The sequence below is a fragment of the Nostoc sp. CALU 546 genome (genome assembly GCF_048836525.1).
In genome coordinates this window covers 1-18,109 of the sequence record NZ_JAWJTF010000028.1, presented here as the reverse complement: position 1 = coordinate 18,109, position 18,109 = coordinate 1, and the positions used below count along the sequence as shown (strand labels likewise).

At 42.4% G+C, this 18,109-nt stretch carries 19 protein-coding genes, 2 rRNA genes and 1 pseudogene; 13 read left to right on the top strand and 9 right to left on the bottom strand.

All coding sequences use genetic code 11. The features are described 5' to 3' along the window. The first annotated feature begins 2 nt into the window (after window positions 1-2). On the top strand, window positions 3-338 hold the full coding sequence (locus RRG12_RS16045; RefSeq protein ID WP_420759973.1) for a transposase: 336 nt from the start codon (window positions 3-5) through the stop codon (window positions 336-338). Window positions 339-392: 54 nt separating this feature from the next. Further along, window positions 393-536 carry a hypothetical protein gene (locus RRG12_RS16040; RefSeq protein ID WP_420759972.1) on the top strand — a complete coding sequence of 48 codons (144 nt, stop codon included), beginning with the start codon at window positions 393-395 and terminating at the stop codon, window positions 534-536. 76 nt (window positions 537-612) lie between these two features. On the opposite strand, the gene larC is transcribed toward RRG12_RS16040, so the two are convergent. Further along, window positions 613-1,896 carry a nickel pincer cofactor biosynthesis protein LarC gene (larC, locus tag RRG12_RS16035; protein WP_420759971.1) on the bottom strand — a complete coding sequence of 428 codons (1,284 nt, stop codon included), beginning with the start codon at window positions 1,894-1,896 and terminating at the stop codon, window positions 613-615. A gap of 87 nt (window positions 1,897-1,983) precedes the next feature. Between larC and RRG12_RS16030 the strand changes: the two genes are divergently transcribed. From RRG12_RS16030 to RRG12_RS16010, 5 genes are all read left to right on the top strand, one after another. After that, a complete protein-coding gene (locus tag RRG12_RS16030) occupies window positions 1,984-2,643 on the top strand; it encodes an L-threonylcarbamoyladenylate synthase (RefSeq protein ID WP_420759970.1) in 660 nt (219 codons plus the stop codon). 466 nt (window positions 2,644-3,109) lie between these two features. After that, window positions 3,110-4,330, top strand: a complete 1,221-nt coding sequence (locus RRG12_RS16025) for a HetZ-related protein (RefSeq protein WP_069069624.1) — start codon at window positions 3,110-3,112, stop codon at window positions 4,328-4,330. A 30-nt stretch (window positions 4,331-4,360) separates the two neighbouring features. Next, window positions 4,361-4,582 carry an addiction module protein gene (locus RRG12_RS16020; protein WP_334979614.1) on the top strand — a complete coding sequence of 74 codons (222 nt, stop codon included), beginning with the start codon at window positions 4,361-4,363 and terminating at the stop codon, window positions 4,580-4,582. After that, window positions 4,575-4,874 carry a type II toxin-antitoxin system RelE/ParE family toxin gene (locus tag RRG12_RS16015; RefSeq protein WP_420759969.1) on the top strand — a complete coding sequence of 100 codons (300 nt, stop codon included), beginning with the start codon at window positions 4,575-4,577 and terminating at the stop codon, window positions 4,872-4,874. The genes RRG12_RS16020 and RRG12_RS16015 overlap by 8 nt, the downstream gene beginning before the upstream one ends. 246 nt (window positions 4,875-5,120) lie before the next feature. Continuing rightward, the gene (locus tag RRG12_RS16010; protein WP_420759968.1) at window positions 5,121-5,597 is read left to right on the top strand and encodes a PD-(D/E)XK nuclease superfamily protein; all 477 of its coding nucleotides are present in this window, start codon (window positions 5,121-5,123) and stop codon (window positions 5,595-5,597) included. On the opposite strand, the gene RRG12_RS16005 is transcribed toward RRG12_RS16010, so the two are convergent. Then, on the bottom strand, window positions 5,569-6,426 hold the full coding sequence (locus tag RRG12_RS16005) for a DNA adenine methylase (protein WP_420759967.1): 858 nt from the start codon (window positions 6,424-6,426) through the stop codon (window positions 5,569-5,571). The two genes, RRG12_RS16010 and RRG12_RS16005, sit on opposite strands and share 29 nt — an antisense overlap. A gap of 165 nt (window positions 6,427-6,591) precedes the next feature. Between RRG12_RS16005 and RRG12_RS16000 the strand changes: the two genes are divergently transcribed. From RRG12_RS16000 to RRG12_RS15985, 4 genes and pseudogenes are all read left to right on the top strand, one after another. After that, window positions 6,592-6,798: a DUF751 family protein gene (locus RRG12_RS16000; protein ID WP_084227060.1), complete on the top strand. Its 207-nt coding sequence runs from the start codon at window positions 6,592-6,594 to the stop codon at window positions 6,796-6,798. A gap of 123 nt (window positions 6,799-6,921) precedes the next feature. Further along, entirely contained in the window at window positions 6,922-7,341 is a 420-nt protein-coding gene (gene rbfA, locus RRG12_RS15995; protein WP_420759966.1) for a 30S ribosome-binding factor RbfA, read from the top strand. Window positions 7,342-7,730: 389 nt separating this feature from the next. After that, a pseudogene (locus RRG12_RS15990) lies at window positions 7,731-7,880 on the top strand (hypothetical protein); the annotation flags it as partial. Between the two features lie 415 nt (window positions 7,881-8,295). Then, window positions 8,296-8,532: a DUF4327 family protein gene (locus RRG12_RS15985; protein WP_069073690.1), complete on the top strand. Its 237-nt coding sequence runs from the start codon at window positions 8,296-8,298 to the stop codon at window positions 8,530-8,532. Window positions 8,533-9,045: 513 nt separating this feature from the next. On the opposite strand, the gene RRG12_RS15980 is transcribed toward RRG12_RS15985, so the two are convergent. Together RRG12_RS15980 and RRG12_RS15975 are read right to left on the bottom strand one after the other, a co-directional pair. Continuing rightward, window positions 9,046-9,399 carry a hypothetical protein gene (locus RRG12_RS15980; RefSeq protein ID WP_069073691.1) on the bottom strand — a complete coding sequence of 118 codons (354 nt, stop codon included), beginning with the start codon at window positions 9,397-9,399 and terminating at the stop codon, window positions 9,046-9,048. Window positions 9,400-9,859: 460 nt separating this feature from the next. Continuing rightward, the gene (locus RRG12_RS15975; protein WP_420759965.1) at window positions 9,860-10,606 is read right to left on the bottom strand and encodes a 3-oxoacyl-ACP reductase family protein; all 747 of its coding nucleotides are present in this window, start codon (window positions 10,604-10,606) and stop codon (window positions 9,860-9,862) included. 90 nt (window positions 10,607-10,696) lie between these two features. Between RRG12_RS15975 and RRG12_RS15970 the strand changes: the two genes are divergently transcribed. Beyond that, the gene (locus RRG12_RS15970) at window positions 10,697-11,305 is read left to right on the top strand and encodes a TetR/AcrR family transcriptional regulator (protein ID WP_420759964.1); all 609 of its coding nucleotides are present in this window, start codon (window positions 10,697-10,699) and stop codon (window positions 11,303-11,305) included. Window positions 11,306-11,750: 445 nt separating this feature from the next. After that, window positions 11,751-12,656 carry a cation diffusion facilitator family transporter gene (locus RRG12_RS15965; RefSeq protein WP_420759963.1) on the top strand — a complete coding sequence of 302 codons (906 nt, stop codon included), beginning with the start codon at window positions 11,751-11,753 and terminating at the stop codon, window positions 12,654-12,656. Window positions 12,657-12,967: 311 nt separating this feature from the next. Here the strand turns inward: RRG12_RS15965 and RRG12_RS15960 are convergent, their stop codons facing one another. The 5 genes from RRG12_RS15960 to RRG12_RS15940 all read right to left on the bottom strand — a co-directional run. Then, on the bottom strand, window positions 12,968-13,369 hold the full coding sequence (locus RRG12_RS15960) for a response regulator (RefSeq protein WP_069073696.1): 402 nt from the start codon (window positions 13,367-13,369) through the stop codon (window positions 12,968-12,970). A 741-nt stretch (window positions 13,370-14,110) separates the two neighbouring features. Continuing rightward, the gene (guaA, locus tag RRG12_RS15955; RefSeq protein ID WP_069073694.1) at window positions 14,111-15,733 is read right to left on the bottom strand and encodes a glutamine-hydrolyzing GMP synthase; all 1,623 of its coding nucleotides are present in this window, start codon (window positions 15,731-15,733) and stop codon (window positions 14,111-14,113) included. A gap of 224 nt (window positions 15,734-15,957) precedes the next feature. Continuing rightward, window positions 15,958-17,073 carry a cobalt-precorrin-5B (C(1))-methyltransferase CbiD gene (gene cbiD, locus RRG12_RS15950; protein ID WP_420759962.1) on the bottom strand — a complete coding sequence of 372 codons (1,116 nt, stop codon included), beginning with the start codon at window positions 17,071-17,073 and terminating at the stop codon, window positions 15,958-15,960. Between the two features lie 376 nt (window positions 17,074-17,449). After that, a 5S ribosomal RNA gene (gene rrf / locus RRG12_RS15945) occupies window positions 17,450-17,567 on the bottom strand. Window positions 17,568-17,686: 119 nt separating this feature from the next. Then, window positions 17,687-18,109 (bottom strand): 23S ribosomal RNA (locus tag RRG12_RS15940); the annotation flags it as partial.

Below are 18,109 nucleotides of genomic sequence, written 5' to 3'. Positions count from 1 at the left end.
TAATGGGACGCAGTCGCTACCACGTATTAGGAACCCAGCCACACTTCCTCACTTGCACAGTTATAAATTGGATACCACTATTCGGCAAAGTTGAATTTACACAAATTATTTTAGATTCCCTAAATTTTCTGCAACGTCAGCAGCGTTTAACTTTGTACGGCTACGTAATTATGGAAAATCATCTCCATGTAATCGCCTCTGCCAGCAGTTTATCTAAAGAAATAGGAAATTTTAAATCATTCACGGCTCGCTCTATTATTGACTTACTTGAGAAAAATAATTCTAACTACATACTTAATCAGCTTGAGCTTTATAAATTAAAACACAAGACAAAATAAGAATATCAGCTTTGGCAAGAAGGTTTTCATCCGCAGGTGATTCTAGATGAGGAAATGTTTAGACAAAAGTTAGATTATATTCACAACAATCCAGTCAGGCGTGGTTATGTGGATGATCCCGCGCATTGGCGGTATTCTAGTTACCGGAATTACATTGGGGAACTAGGTTTATTACAGGTAGAGTTGATTGATGTGTGAGGGAAGGCGGAGCCTTTAGGATTGCATTCCCAGTCGGAGACTGGGAACGAGGGAACGAGGGAACGAGGGATTTGTATCAGTTATTGACTAAATACCAACGCTGTAGCGCCAGCCGTTGAATTTCGCGCCAGGGAATATTATGTTTTCGGGCTAAGTCTGCACAATCTTCATATTCTGGCTGCACATTTGCAATAACTTTTTCTGGTGATTGTCCTTTCCATGCTATCTTGACGCGCACTTTGCCATATTCCGTTTCAACTTGTTGAATTTCCCGTTGTAAAATGGCGCGTTGCTGAGTTGTTCTCCGAATGCCCAAAGTCGTGGTTTCGCGAAATAAAACCGCTTCACAACTGAGTAAATTTTCTGGATGACAAATCACAGTCAGCAAAATCCCCGGACGCGACTTTTTCATACCGATCGCTTGGGTAAAAACATCCAGCGCACCAGCCACAAACAACGCCTCAAACGTATAGCCGATCGCTTGCGGATTTAAATCATCTATTTGGGTTTCTAGTACCGAGATGGTTTCTAAATTTGAGCTAGTATCTTCAGAATCGCTGAAATTTGATTGCAAACTTGCGCTTTCACCCAACCAGAGGCGTAAAATATTTGGAATGGCTAAATTTATGGTTCCTGCTCCCAGTCCTATTTGCTTGATAGCGATCGCGGGTGGTGACCCAAAATCTCTTGCCAAAGTAGTAGCGATCGCGGCTCCTGTTGGTGTCACCAGTTCTCTGTCAATGCCATTGCTATAAACTGGACAACTCCGCATTTCCCACAGCTTTAATACTGCTGGTACTGGTACCGCCATCTGACCATGTGCAGCCCAAACAGTTCCGCCACCAGTCGGAAACGCCGAGCAGTAAAGTAATGGCAATCCTTCCTCATTGCTCTCAATCCCCAACCAATCCAACCCCAGGCAAGTACCCACAATATCTACGATCGCATCTATAGCACCCACCTCATGAAAATGAACTTTTTCAGGCGAAATACCATGCACCGCTCCTTCTGCGACTGCTAGCTGTCGGAATACCGCCAAACTCCAAGCTTCTGCCCGTGGTGGCAACCCCGCTTTGAGAATCATCTGCTCTATTTCTGGCAAGTGGCGTGTGTGATGGTGACTGTGTTCGTGATCATGGTGATGGTGATGATGATCATGTACTAAATCCACATGGACTTTAGTCGCCTGCTGACCATTCCGTTGGACAAACTCTGCCCTTAACTGATATTCCTTTTCAATACCCAACCCATTGAGTTTTTCAATTAAATACTCCACAGGAACACCCAAGCTGACCAAAGCACCCAGGCACATATCACCAGAAATTCCTGTCGGACATTGAAGATAAGCGATTTTATTCATAATAAATTAGTCATTAGTTATTAGTCATTTGTCATTTGTTCAGAGTTAGTAACTCTCACCTAGTCCCCAATCCCCAATCCCCGTCCTATGGCAAAAATTTTCTCAGTTCATCCGGATAATCCTCAAATTCGCCGAATAGAGGAAATAAAGTCGGCGCTCTCTAGTGGCGCAGTTATGCTTTACCCTACTGATACAGTCTATGCGATCGGTTGTGATTTGAATGCCAAGTCGGCGGTAGAACGAGTGCGGCAAATTAAAAAGCTAGCAAATGATAAACCATTGACATTTTTATGTCCCTCGCTTTCAAATGTGGCAACTTATGCCTTCGTAAGTGACACAGCCTATCGAATTATGAAACGCCTGATTCCGGGTTCATACACGTTTTTGCTCCCAGCGACTAAGTTAGTACCGCGATTGGTGCAAAGCCCCAAGCGGAAAACTACTGGAATTAGAGTACCAAACCATACTGTGTGTTTGGAGTTGCTGGCAGCCTTGGGCAATCCGATTATTTCAACTTCAGCACATCTGCCACCAGATGAAGCAGATAATGGCATGATTCGGATAGATACAGAAATTGTTCAGTCGCGGGTAGAGCTATTTGACCGTTTGGACAAGTTGGTAGACATAATTGTAGACACTGGCGAGGAACCTACTTATGAAGTATCTACCATCTTGGATATGACGGGAGACGAAGCAGTGATTATACGGAGGGGTTTAGGTTGGGAAACAGCAGCAGCATGGGTATAAGAATTCCGGGACTGGGGATTGGGTATTGGGTACTGGGGAAAAAATTCTTTATCCCCAGTCCCTAGTCCCCAGCCCCTATTTCACAGGCGCACCTCTCCGTTTCGGAAATTGTGATAAAAACGACTCCAGTTTTAAAATTGTCATATTTAAAGGCGATATCTTCGGTGTCGCAGTGGATATAACAGGATGGTGACAACAGTTTGTACAGCAAGGTATTTGACAACTTGGAGAAAATGGCGGGTATTCGTGTGTCAGTGTCAATTATGATGGCTTGTGAACAAACCGACACATTGTCATAACTGTAACTCTTTCGTATTTCCTATAGTTTGATATATGAGCTTTAGATGTGAGCATTATATGCGGCAAGTCTTGATGGATGAATGCCCAAAGATTCTCCAGTCAAGGATGGTCTTGATTGCTGTGTCTGCGTTGTAATTACGGTGCAATACTACTACCTGGAAAAATCATGAAAGCTAACGTCGTCAATCTACCAAACTCTACACCCATTTTTGATAACCACGTTTCGACTGAAGAATTTTCAGATAGCAGCAGTGATACTTTAATTGAGTTGCTGTGTGAGGAAATGCAAACGCAAGTGAAAGCAACACCCAAGTGTGTAGAAGCTTTAGCCAAGCGCATAGCCGTAGAAGTAGAACGCATTTGCGATAAAAGCTCCCGTATCCAAACATCTGGGGAAATCAAGTCCTGGCAGATTACGTTGGGAAGGCATCGGATGCAAAAATGCTTACGTTACTACCAACTAGGTTCCAAACAAGGGCGGGTGGAATTACATAGCAATTTGGGTGCTATGGTTTATCGTCATGTAACTATATCTGGTTCTGAGTTGGGTTTTGAGGCTCGTTACAGCCTGATTGAAGATTTTTTACAAGCATTTTATATCGAAGCTATCAAAGCTTTCCGCAGAGAAAACGAACTACCTGACGATCACACGCCGCGGACTCAGCTGCAATTAGCTGAATACATGGCGTTTACAGAACAGTATGCTAAACGCCGGATCAATTTACCTGGTGGTGCAAATCAGCAATTAATTATCTTGCGGGCCCAAGGTTTTGCTCGTCGTCAGCCCCAAGAAACTACCGTGGATATTGAAATGGCGGTAGAGTCTGCTAAGGGTGAAGAAGCAGAATCTTACCAGCGTAACTCGGCGGTGCAACAGCTGCGATCGCAGATGATTGCCCAAACTAATTTCGATCCATCTGAAGAGTCAGAACGCGATCGCGTCATCACTGAATTGATGAAATATCTGGAGTCTCAAGGTCAATCTGATTGTATGAACTACCTCAGCTTGAAACTTCAAGACCTCTCAGCCCCAGAAATTGACCAAATTCTCGGTTTAACTAGCCGTCAGCGCGATTATCTCCAACAACGGTTTAAATACCACGTAGAAAAATTTGCCAAACAACACCACTGGCAATTAGTACATCAATGGTTAGGTGCGGGTTTAGAGCAAAAATTGGGTTTATCTTCCCAGCAGTGGGAAATCTTTGTGAATCAACTTACAGAACAGCAACAGCAAATATTACAGTTAAAAACTGCCCGACAAAACGACCAAGCGATCGCCAAAGCTATCAAATGCACCCCCAAACAGTTACAAAAGCGCTGGACTCAACTTTTAGAACTAGCATGGGCTATCCGCAACGGTCATACTGAAGCCCAGACAGGCTAAAATAAAAGTGAATAAAATATAGAGAAGACCATGAACCCAGTATTTCCCGAACTCTCTAGTCTTTCGAGAGCGGAAAAACTTCAACTGGTAGAAGATTTATGGGATGAGATTGCCGCTACACCAGCAGCGCTCCCAGTTTTAGATTGGCAGAAACAAGAGCTAGCTCGTCGCAAAGCCGAATATCTGCAAAATTCAGCCATTGGCAGTAGTTGGGAAGATGTAAAAGCCAGAATCTCTCAACGACATGGCTAGAAAATTAACTATCCTTACAGGCGCAGAACTGGACATTAATGAAGCTTATGACTGGTACGAGGGACGCGAATTAGGGTTAGGCGCTGAGTTCCTACGCTGTATTGATGCCTGCCTGAATTTAATTCAGCGTCACCCCAGCACATACCAGATTGTTCATGAAACCTATCGCCGCGCTACAATTAGGCGTTTTCCCTACGTCGTTTTTTACGAGTTTAATGAACAGGAGATTATTATCTACGCTGTTTTCCACTGTTCCCAAGACCCAGAAAAATGGCGGAGTCGCTTGCAATAGTTGCTCTTTGAGACTAAAGATAAATCCATTATTTTAACTATTATCTGAATTAGTAACTCGTTCCTAATCCAAATTATTGATACATTTGTATTTCTTTAGTACATAAATACTATGAAATTCGGATTTTTTACCCATTAATGCAACCTTGTTTAGTCAAAATAAAAAATTCATATTAAGCAACTGAACCTTTTTTACTGCTTCTGTGAAATCCTATAATAAGCAGGACTTTTGGCAGAGGGATTCAGGATGGCTCTGACTCAAGGCGGACGGGCAAATAAGTCTGGGAATATTTTAGAAGGAAATGTAGAAGCAATCTTAAATGGACATAATTATTTCCAAGTAGGAAACTATGTCCCAAAAGAATTTATATTAAATGCTGCTTTATTGCCAAAACGTTATGGCAAAGAAGTTTATATTGGGACTGGAATTTATCATACCGATCTGAAGGTTGATTTTTTTGTTGTTGGTTCACCTGCAATGCCATCTGGTTTAATTTTTGAGTGCAAATGGCAAGAAAGTCCCGGTTCTGTTGATGAAAAGTTTCCTTACTTGAACATGAACATCCAGAATTATTATCCTGCACCAACTATTGTAATTTTAGGTGGTGAAGGTATGCGAGAAGGGGCAAGCAAATGGCTAAAAGCAAGAGTGAATGATAACCATAATTTATTAGCAGTTTATAGCTTAGACAGATTTATTGCTTGGGCAAATAAAAATCTTTAAAAGATGTAATCAATAGTTCGTGAATCATGCCTCTATTTTTTATATTTGAGTTAATTGAGCGAGATGCGTTTATTTTGTAGGTTTCAAAATTAATATCAGTATAAATTTTCCTAATAAATTCGCTATCAGAATTACATACCATAACTTTGACGCCACGACTTGCTAACTCTGCACAAGTATCTCTTAAAAGTTCTTGGTCTTTTTTACTAAAACAATTTTGACTATAAGCAGTGAAATAACTAGTCTCACTGATAGGATGGTAGGGTGGATCAAAAAATACAAAGTCATCATTGTTAGTTGCATGATTTAGCACTTCTGTAAAATCTGCTTGTTTAATTTCTGCATGAGAAAGTGCTACGGAGGCTACTTTCAGTAAATTTTCAGAACAAATATTGGGATTTTCATATCTGCCTAGAGGCACATTGAATTTCCCCTGTGAATTAACTCGATAAAGACCATTAAAACAAGTCTTATTAAGATAAATTAGACGAGCAGCCTTTTCTATATCAGTACCAACAGAGTTGTTTCTAATACTATAGTAATAATCTTTGTTATGTCGGATTTTATGCTCTTTCAATAGAGAAATTAAATCCTCAACATGATCTCTAACACAACAATAAGTGTTAATTAACTCGGCATTAATATCAGTTAAAATAGCTGCACTTGGTTGGAGATAGAAAAAAACTGCACCACCACCTAAAAATGGCTCATAGTAATTTTTATAACTTTTGGGAAAATAAGGAATATATTGCTGTATCAACCTACTTTTACCCCCAGCCCACTTCAAAAATGGACGCGGGCTAGTTTCTTTGGGGATTTGAATTACCATTTACTTACGATTTAACTGAAAATAATCACGACTAAATAAAGCCAATATAACCGACGAGCCGTATTTTATATTAACTGGCTAATTTTCCAGCCACATATATTACAATTGAGTAGATAAAGCATATCAAAACAAACGTAAGTATATAACAAGGCAGTTTACATTCAGATGTTTGACGGATTTTGGGATAACGTCTTTCGCTACCCCCGGTACTTAATTACTATTGTCTTAGGACTGTTTCTGAACACCTTTGCACCATTAGTGCCACTGTTGAAGCGTCCGGTCACATTGATCGCCCTCTTGGGTTTATTTGTGAGCAGCCTAGTCTTCCTTACTTTCACTCTACGGGCAATGCTGGGCTTAAGTCCAATCTAGACTAGCGCTATATCGGGGCTATGCCCCACAGACGGTTGCTCTTAGCGTTGCTCCCGCTAAGTACTGTCTAACCAACTTGCATCTATTTTTGTCGTACAACCTCTGTGATGAGGCGAAATTTTTATGGCTACAAATCGTCGGGTTTCCCGCGTTGCTGAACTGATCAAACGGGAAGTTAGCCAAATGCTGCTCAACGGCATTAAGGATGACCGTGTGGGTACTGGAATGGTTAGTGTTACTGATGTTGATGTTTCTGGCGATCTCCAACACGCCAAAATCTACGTCAGCATCTATGGTACAGATGAAGCTAAAGAAGAAACAATGGCAGGCTTAAAGTCCGCTACGGGTTATGTCCGCAGCGAACTTGGGGCGCGGGTACGCCTACGTCGTACACCAGAGGTGATATTTCTCGAAGATCGCTCCATCGAACGCGGTAATAAAGTATTGGCACTACTAAACCAACTTAATCATGACCGTCCTCCAGAAAATCTGGTACTTGTAGAAGACAGCACAGATCAAAATGATGAATCATCTAGTGAATAAGTAACTTAAATAACAATGTAACTTCAGAACAATTAATCTCAGCAAATCCGCCAAACAGTTTACAGACGTGACTAGATCGCGTCTGTTTTAATGTGACCATAACCTACTTCAGCGATCGGTAGTTGCATGTATGGGCTTCCTGTTTGTCTTGGCTTTTGTTTTTACTCTACTGCGTGAATTCGACGGTTCATATCGTGTCCGTCTAATGAGCCGAATCAAAAGGTTTTATTACGCAAAACTCCTAGTTGGAGAGGGACAGGCTGGAACTAAAGTTCAAAACAGGGAGAAAATCGTCAACGCAAAAAGGTAGTAGAAGCACCAACTTTTTTATGCAGATGCATAAATGATACTTGTCTCAAGCTACGAATTAGTATTACTCCACCCTTTTACAGATGTTTTTCAAAAGAAACCTATGTAATATTAGTGCTGTAAATAACCAAGCAATTACTGCCTTACTTAAGAAATTGTTAACAGATGCTAAGGTAAAAGGCTTAGTAGTGTACTTTAGCCGTTATGTTTTGCAACAGTTTATACCCTAGTATCTGACAAATATTCTTGTGTTGTTTACCCTTAGATGAATAGCTTTAAGGTGATTATTTGATATGTGAGCGATGCCTGCGGCGGGCTACGCCTACGCGATATCAACCCACCAAATCTTGCCTAAATACAGTAATGGCAAGACTTTCAGACTTGTGGCATCAAAGCCATACAGCTACAGATGCAGGTTAAGTTAACTACTTGGAATTTTTTTTGTAAAGCGGATTTTCGAGAAATGTCAGGAATCGTTGACTTTCTTAACATTTCTTGAGATTATTTTAGGATGTGTAGCGTCAAAATAAAAATAGTTCCGTATAGCAAACTACAAAATCCTAGCCACAAGTCTAATTTCTGTAATGTTTGTTCCTAATTATTAACGGGAACACTATCGTAAGTGTTAATTTGTGAGTAAAAACCATGAGTGTGAATACGGTGCCTTCTATCAATTACTACTCTCTAGATGTGATTCAAGACGAAGCACGCCGACTGGTGCAAAAGGGAATGATTAGCCGACAACAGCCAATATATACCCTTTGCCAATACATCCCAGCGAGAGAGTGGGTTTGCGTTGAATGTGAATTAGAGAAATGTGACTTTTTGTTGCGCGATCGCATTGGCGATCTAATTGGTCGTGAACAGTGGGACAACGACTAAATCAATGTTTGATTTCGGATTTGGGATTGGGAGCTTATTTTCGATGTGTGGATGTCACCATCAACGATTAGACGCCCAATCTGGGGGATAATCTCTGTTTTTTCATGAGCATTGCCCCATACAGAATCTTGCGTTTTTCATTAACACAGAAGTATTAGAGTCTGAATTTATACAACTTTTCAAGTTAAAGAAGGCATCAGAACCATTTGTTCTGTCCATCTGGTGTCACAGCTTGAGTCTAGTATGTAAATTCTGTGAAGTTCCTACATTGAGCCGATAGAAGTGTAGGAACTTCACTTTTGACTCATAATTCATTTCATCGCTTAGTTGAGGGAAGCGTCAATCTACTTGCTCTTCAAAGCCAAAATCCGTCTTAAAAAGTTTGCTGACTAGGGCTAACGGACACCAACGTGAACCTCCGCAAGCAACTGGCTCAACTCTGAAAAAATCCAAAATTTGTATAGTATTTTTTAAGACAAAATCTTGAAAAGCATAGCAAAACCATTTCAACAATTATTCTACTTGCTCTAAATACTGATTAATGTCTTCAATGATGCGAGTAAGTTCAGCTTCCGTAGTCAAGCGGATGTTGACGTTGCGGACAGTCAGCAAAACTTTGGCTGCGAATGGCGTTGGCCAGATATTAGGATTACAAAAAACTTCTAAAAATACTTCACCCGTATAACGATATTCCAAGGGAGGCTGGGGAGTGACTCTACCGCCGCCAGGAGTGGGTTTAGTGGCGATCGCTTTCAGGCGCTCCATCAGTTGATCCGTCGCTGTCTTTAATTCTCGTGCTGCTTGGGGTGAAAAACTGAAGGAGACTGAACCTTCAATTAAATTCAATGTTAGAGGAATTGAAGACATATCTTTTTTATTAAAACTTCTTGATAAGTACTGATATTACCGGAAGAAGGGGCCTGAATCCCACTCTGATGTTTCCCTGTGTCTGATTCAATAAACCACTAGTACAGCTTGGCGTAATTCGTAATGACGCTCCTACGTTGCGAATGCTGCGCTAACGTAATTACATTTTTGCAGGGATTTCAGACATTTCAAATGGGTAGTTTATTTTTGTCGTGCTGTACTAGTACAACACGGCGGAAATAAACCAATCATTCCAAATCAACAAAACCCTTATGCTGTATTCATTTTTAATTTTTAATTTTTAATTTTTAATTCCGCCTTGCGGTACTAGTAGTCCGTAAAGCCAACAATGCTTGGTAAATAAGTTTGTAGTAAGGACTTTAGTCCTTGTCTTAAGCACTGAAGTGCTTACTACATAACAGGCTTTCATTAGCTTGCAATAAGAGCATTACCCGCCGAATCAGGCTGCAAAGCCACCATCAATTTTCAGGCTCGCACCCGTGACGAAACCAGCTTCGGCACTGGCGAGATAGGAAACCATGTCGGCAACTTCTTCACTCCGACCGTAGCGCTGGAGGGCGATCATGCTTCTCATATTGTCGGCAAAGGGTCCCTCGACCGGGTTCATGTCGGTGTCCACGGGGCCAGGTTGAATGTTGTTCACCGTGATGCCACGAGGACCGAGATCACGGGCAAGACCGCGCGTAAAACTGGCGATCGCACCCTTGGTCAAAGCGTAGACGGAGCCACCAGCAAATGGCATGATGTCACTGTTGATGCTGCCGATCATGATAATCCGTCCCCCCTCACCCATGTGGCGGACAGCCTCCTGAGTTGCCACAAATACGCCCTTGACGTTAATCGCGATGAGTCGGTCAAAATCATCCAGTGAGAACTGGTCGATCGGAGCCAAAGCGGCGACCCCCGCATTGTTCACAAGGATGTCCAGGCGACTAAAGACTTTTACAGTCTCGGCGACAGAGTTTTTCACTGCTTCAACATTGGCACTATCGGCGCGTATAGCCAAGGCTTGTCCACCTGCCGCTTCGATGGCAAGCACCACCTCGTCGGCTTTTTGCGGCGAGCTAGTGTACGTGAGAGCGACAGCTGCGCCATCCTGTGCGAGACGTTTAGCGATCGCTGCTCCTAGACCGCGTGAGCCACCTGTTACCAATGCCACCTTACCTGTAAGTTTTTTGGTGCTCATAGTCTTCTTTTGTTGTTATAGTTTTGTATCGTATGGTATAGATATAAAGCATGGGGGTAAGCCTGTCAAGAAACTATTATACTGATGAGTATGAAACAGGAAAAAACCACTGCGGCGATGGGCCGACCCCGCGAGTTCGATACCGATGACGCACTCAATCGTGCAATGCACGTGTTCTGGCGCAAGGGCTATCTGGGCACATCCCTCTCGGATCTGACCGAGGCTATGGGCATCAATCGTCCGAGCCTTTACGCTGCCTTTGGAAACAAGGAATCTTTATTCCGGAAAGTGCTTGATCGCTATGCCGACGGGCCGTCAGCCTATCTTCGTGAGGCTCTCAAAGAGCCGACCGCCCGCCAGGTCGTCGAGCGGATGATGTATGGAGTCGTTGACCTGGGAACCGATCCGCGCAATCCACCGGGATGTCTCTGGGTTCATGGCACGCTTTCATGCGGAGATCCAGCCGATCCGATCCGGCAGGAATTGTCCGCACGCAGAGCGTCAAGCGAAGCTGCCCTGCGTAATCGTTTCGAGCGGGCGATTTCGGAGGGAGATTTGCCGGCCGATTCCGATCCAGATGCTCTCGCCCGCTTTGTCATAACGGTCAATTGTGGAATCTCAGTCTTGGCGGCGACCGGAACCACCCAGGTGGAACTACTACGGGTAGTGAAGACAGCGTTGCAAGCGTGGCCGAAGTAGGACGACATCTATTTAGTGTCCCATTGACATCCTCAAATGTTGACCCTTTTCTGAATAAATTGCGGGCTTTCTTATCCTTATGAAGTAGTAAATAAAACTCATTAAGCTCGTCAGTTATTCGGAGTAAATACAGACAACTATAGTGGTCATAATATCTTTGAATACAATTCGATATGACCTAAGTGGATATATGAATAACAAAATTAATTAAAATATTCCTAGAATTAATGCTAAAAATATGCTGTTATTTATAAAGCCATTACCAATGTCTATCCAGCTTGTAGCTATTATTAGTTAAAAAGAATCTCAACAACTTGGTATAAAATATAGATACTATAGAGATACTTAATTCTTACTGCGTAAGACTTTGATACACTTTATTTGTGTTTATTTGTATTTTGAGGTCTACATTAGAAGTCATAGAACTTAATGTGATAAATTATCTATGACTTACGATAACCGCGCCGAAGTACAAAAGGTTTTAATTATTACCCTATTGCTCAATCTGTTTGTACTGGGATTAAAAGCACTTGTGGGCTACTGGACAGGTTCTTTGAGTTTGCTAGCTGATGCCTTACATAGTGTGACAGATAGCGCTAATAACGTTTTAGGATTAATTGCGAGTAAATTTTCTTCTCCACAACCCGATCGCGAGCATCCCTACGGACACAGTAAGTTTGAAGCAGTAGGAGCTTTAGGAATTGCCTCATTTTTAGGAATTGCCTGTTTTGAAATTCTGCAAGGAGCAATCGAACGAATTCTCAAAGGTGGTGGTGAACCAGTGAGAATCTCGCCACCTGAGTTGTGGTTATTACTAATTGTGCTGGGCGTGAATATTTTTGTGGCGTTTTACGAACGTGCTGTGGGTAGGCGGGTAGGTAGCTCAATTCTCATAGCTGATGCGACACATACCATGAGCGATATTTGGGTGACCATCTCTGTAATTGGCGGATTGATAGGAGTTTGGCTAGGTTATCAATGGATGGATTTGGTGTTAGCTTTTCCTGTCGCCTTGTTGGTATTTTGGAGTGGTTGGTCAGTTTTAAAAGAGAATTTACCTTGGCTTGTAGATCAAATGGCGATCGCACCAGAAGCAATACATGCGATCGCTACTTCTGTTCCAGGTGTAATTAACTGTCATGCGATCGCTTCTCGCGGCGTTCTTGGTCGTCAAGTATTCATCGAAATGCATTTAATAGTAGATGCACCAGATGTAGAAACCGCTCACCACATAACCGAAGAAGTAGAAAGCCGATTAGAAGAACAGTTTCGTCCAGTGAGGATTTTAATTCACGTCGAGCCACCAACATATAAGTCTGAGCAAATTAGCTTTGAAACTGGAGCAAAATAGTCTGTAGTAGTTTTCAAGCATTCGAGTTTATTTAAAAGATTAAATAACACAGAATTTAATGGAGATATTTCTACTTTTTCCAAAGCAAGTTATCACCACAGTCAAAAACCATTTCAAGAAAATTATCATAAATTGAATGAGTTCGTGCAGAAGAGTACTCACAAGAAATTACATGATCAATACACTATTTTATAAATATTTCAAGCTTTTTGATGACAGAATTGGTGGTTCAACCTTCCTCAAGACTGCAATCACACCTTTTTAACTACTCCTGACGGAAATAACAAATAATAAGTCTATGCATCTTTGTATTAACTCTTATAAGAAGCAACCAAATTTGCGACGATCGCAACTAATTCTCCTGGATCAACTGGTTTAGCCACATGAGTCTGAAAGCCTGCTTCGAGAGCACGGCTACGATACTCGCTATCACCATAGGCAGTTAAGGCGATAGCGGGGAGTTTTCCATAAATATCATTCAGCGCCCGGATCTTGCGGATGAGGGTGTATCCATCTTCACCAGGCATAGCAATATCACAAATCAAGACATCTGGTTGCAACTCAGGTAGTACATTCAATGCTACCGCTGCCGATGCAACTGCCATGATGGTTGCTCCATCAGCTTCCAATACGGTAGTAATGTAAAAGCGGCTATCGTCATCATCATCAACTACGAGGATGTTTAAGCCAGCAAGGGGGAGAGGAGGTTCCATGACATCTCTATTAACGTTGATCAAATGAAAGTTATTTCTAATGAGCTGCTTGTTTTTTCTCAGTAACCACACCATTGGTAATTTTACTGCGATCGCGTCTACTTTTCTAGACAATAATTCAATTTGTCTAGTTACCATCTAATTGATGGTTCATTGTTTGCTGGCATTTATAATTATTGACTGGATAAAATTATGTTGGTGTTTAAATTCCTTTACATTTAAAAATTAACTTTAACAAATAGTTGGAGTTCAAGAATAATCTTGGTAATTACTCACTGCTTTATTACTAACAAGTTTGGATTTTGATGAAAGCTTTTTAAAATTAAAAGTAGTAAAGTTACTTAAAATTTAGCAAATACGGGATTTTGCGACATTCTTGTTCTTAGTAAACCGAAATTCAAAAAAATAGACAATGCCGAGGCTTAAAACGAGTCATGGCGGCATTGCCATTTTGAAATACAGCAGGAGTCAGAAGTATACTAGTACACCGTGATGGAACCTTGCCTACTTTTAATCAGTTGCTCAAGTAGGAGCAATTCATGAATTGACCCTACTTGTCTGTTTAATTGAGATGGTAGCTGGATTTATGCCGTGCTGTAATAGGCTTTATACCTGGCTCTTGAGTTGAAAAGGTTTAACTGATTAACTTGCAGACTACTGTATATGAATCTAATCTACTGCAAGGGATCTGAACTATAGCCAAGAGTGATGAACTTTTAGTTAAGTCAACTCAAAACTTGATTACTCCCATTCAATAGTTCCAGGCGGCTTAGAGGTGATGTCATAAACCACCCGATTTACTCCTTTCACCTCATTCACAATCCGAGTGGAAATCACTTCCAAGACATCGTAAGGGACTCTTGCCCAATCAGCAGTCATGCCATCTTCACTGGTCACAATCCGCAAAACAATGGGGTAAGCGTAAGTGCGTTGATCCCCCATAACGCCAACACTACGAATTGGCAGCAATACAGCAAATGCTTGCCAGAAATCATGATACATACCGCGTTGGTTAATTTCTTGCCGGACAATCAAATCGGCATCACGCAAAATATTTAACCGCTCAGATGTGACTTCCCCCAAGATGCGAATTGCCAAACCAGGCCCAGGAAAAGGTTGCCGTTGGACAATTTCTTCTGGTAAACCAATGGAACGCCCAACTTTGCGGACTTCATCTTTAAATAGTTTCCGCAGTGGTTCTACCAATTTAAATCTTAGGTCTTTGGGTAAACCGCCAACATTGTGATGGCTCTTAATTTTCACCGCTACCCGCTCACCAGTTTGGGGATCAACGTTGGTGTCAGCAGATTCGATAACATCTGGATAAAGAGTCCCTTGAGCCAAATAGTCAAAGTGACCAAGGCGTTTGGATGTTTCCTCAAATACAGCAATAAATTCGTGTCCGATGCGGCGGCGTTTTTCTTCGGGATCTGTAATGTCAGCAACTCTAGCTAAAAAGCGATCGCGGGCATTAACATACTCTACAGGAATGTGAAACTGCTCTTGGAACAGCTTTACCAATCGCTCTGGCTCATACTTTCGCATAAAGCCTTGATCGATAAACACGCAAGTCAGTTGTTCACCAATGGCTTTATACAGCAAGAACGCCAGGGTAGAAGAATCCACTCCACCAGACAGCGCCAACAGCACTCGCTTCTCGCCAACTCTGGCGCGAATTTCTTGAATTGCTTCTTCCACAAAAGCCGCTGTTGTCCAAGTGGGTTCGCAATCGCAGATATGGTAGACAAAATTACGGATTAATGCTATTCCGCCAAGAGAATGCACCACCTCTGGATGGAACTGAACACCGTAAAGTTTCCTTTCGTGGTCAGCAATGGCAGCACAGGGAGTATTTTCTGTATGTGCCAGCAATTCAAACCCCGATGGCATTTGGATAACTGAGTCTCCGTGACTCATCCACATAGTGGTGCCATCTTCGACGTTGGTGAGCAAATCTGTGGGATCATCAATATATAATGATGCTTTGCCGTACTCACCTCGATCGGCCTTTGCCACTTCGCCACCGAGTTGGTTCACCATCAGCTGCATCCCATAGCAAACACCCAAAATGGGTATTCCCAAATTCCAGATTTCTGGGTCACAATGGGGAGCGTTATCACCATAAACCGAACTCGGCCCACCGGAGAGGATGATTCCCTTGGGATTGAGTTGGCGCAATTGTTCAGAAGTAGTGCGATAGGATAAAACTTCAGAGTATACTTGAGTCTCGCGGATGCGACGGGCAATCAACTCAGAATATTGAGAGCCGAAATCCAGAATTACAATCAATTGGCGATCAAGCCGCCCAAAATTTTCCAATGTTTGGGGCGCTTGTTCTGTTGGTAGAGTCACCGCTGTATTCATGACGGGAGTGTTATGTCTGTTAAGGATAGATGCTTTGTGGTCTATAGTGATGCTATTATTCAGCCTGGTTAGGCTGATAATGGTATAAAAGCCCTAGACAAACGCGAGGTTATGTGCGCTTGTCTAGTCCCGGAGTCGGAGATGGTATTAAAACGATAAACTTACCCTAGAGTGGTTACTTAAAAGATTATTTATTTGGATTGTTTACGATTATTCATAATAAATTAACATAATTTTCCCATCAACAGACGAGCAGTTTTACTCTTCACAATAATTTTGCGATCGCGATCAAAGAGGATAGAGCCACAGACTGTAGTTCCTGTCCCCTTTTGGCTATGGCTTTGGATGTATTCTTGGGAACGAACATCGATGGTTTCAGCGATCGCACTGTAAACTTGATTTACCCAATCACTGCCAGTTGCAGCATCTAGCGATTTTAGATATGTTAGTGCTGCTTCGGCGGTAGCACTATTAAACACAGCTTGGATATCTGGTAATTTTAAACCTGCGATCGCACAGTGCGCTGCTAAAATTTCCCGTCGTCCATCAGCCAAGTAGTGATGAGTGTGAAAAATCCCTCCTGCCAGTTTCATCAGTTTACCGTGATAGCCAAATAATAAGATTTCTTTCACACCCAGCACATCAGCTTCTACTAACATTGGGCCGAGCCAGTTAGCCGTTTTGACTAATTGTTCAGGATTAATCCCTAGTTTACGCGCTAAATCTAAGCCATTTTCGCCGATACAGAATATTAAACTCTCAAAACGACTGGCTTTATTTTGTAATTCCGCCCGAAAAACTGCAAGCTGATCTGGTGTACTTAAGGGTTGAGAAATGCCTGTTGTGCCTAAAAGCGAAAGTCCTTCAACCACACCAAAGGCAGAATTTGAAGTCCGAACAGCAAGCGATCGCCCTTCGGGTAGAATAATCGTCACCGTGATTTTTTCCCCAGGTGCTAACATCCGTTGCAAATTCTCTTGCAACAGCCTTTGAGCATAAGCATAAATGGCTGGCTTGTCATCAGCATTTAATTGCCTACCAATCCCTTCCCCACCTTTAATAATTACTGCATCATCACCCTGTTCTCGCCATTCCACCAATGCCCAAATCGGTGTATCTTTAGTCAAATCGAGATTATCACCGGGATCGCTGCGAGCGATCGCTAAAGCTGTACTATCAGATAGTCCTGCGACCTGTTCAATGGGGATTTCTGCGATTTGAGCGGGTTCAATTAAATCTACAGATGCTAAAGTTAGGGATTGGCGATTGTGTAACCAGTGTAAAGCTGCAACAGCAGCAGCGCAAGCAAAGACGGGAAGTGTGTATCCAGAACGGGACATTTTTTAAATTCAAAAGTCAAAATAATTCTTCAAACATAAAAACAGTTTCACATAGCAATTTAGACCCATCTCTAGCTTGCTTCCTTCAGGGTAAGGTAAACTTGAGCCGACACAGATTGCCCTCATATTCTTACCAAATAACCTCTCCACGTTCGGCTACAACGCCATATTAACCATCTCCTCATCTTGCCAGTAAACATATTTTTTGGTTGTCATAGGGTGAACGAACGACTTATGAACTTCTCCAAGTATGCCAACCATCTTATCAAACAGGGACAAACAGCATTTGATCTTAATTACATTGCCAATACTAAAAATTCAGGGTAAACAAAAGCCCCAAGCAATTATGATTGCTTGGGGCTTGTTGTAAGAATAAACCTGGCATCGAGCTATTTTTGCGTAGGGCTACCCCTAAACTATCGTTGCCGCAGCAGCGTTTCACCTCTGAGTTCGGGAAGGGTTCAGTGTGGTTCCACCGCGCAATAGACACCAGGAAAACCTGATGGGAATTAAAAATTAAAAATGTAAAATTAAAAATGACTTTTGAAATTTTACATTTCTAATACTTCAGAAACCCTGAAGACTGCAAGTAACGCGAAACCAAATGAGTTGTGAGGTCAAGCCCTCGGTCTGTTAGCACGGCTCGGCTACATACATTGCTGCACTTCCACCTACCGCCTAAGAACGGGTGTTCTGCCCGTGACCTTACCCACTTATTGTGGTGAGAGCACTCATCTTGAGGTGGGCTTCCCACTTAGATGCTTTCAGCGGTTATCCGCTCCGCACTTGGCTACCCAGCGTTTACCGTTGGCACGATAACTGGTACACCAGCGGTGCGTTCCTCCCGGTCCTCTCGTACTAAGGAGGACTCCTCTCAATGCTCTTACGCCTGCACCGGATATGGACCGAACTGTCTCACGACGTTCTGAACCCAGCTCACGTACCGCTTTAATGGGCGAACAGCCCAACCCTTGGGACGTACTTCCGCCCCAGGTTGCGATGAGCCGACATCGAGGTGCCAAACCTCCCCGTCGAT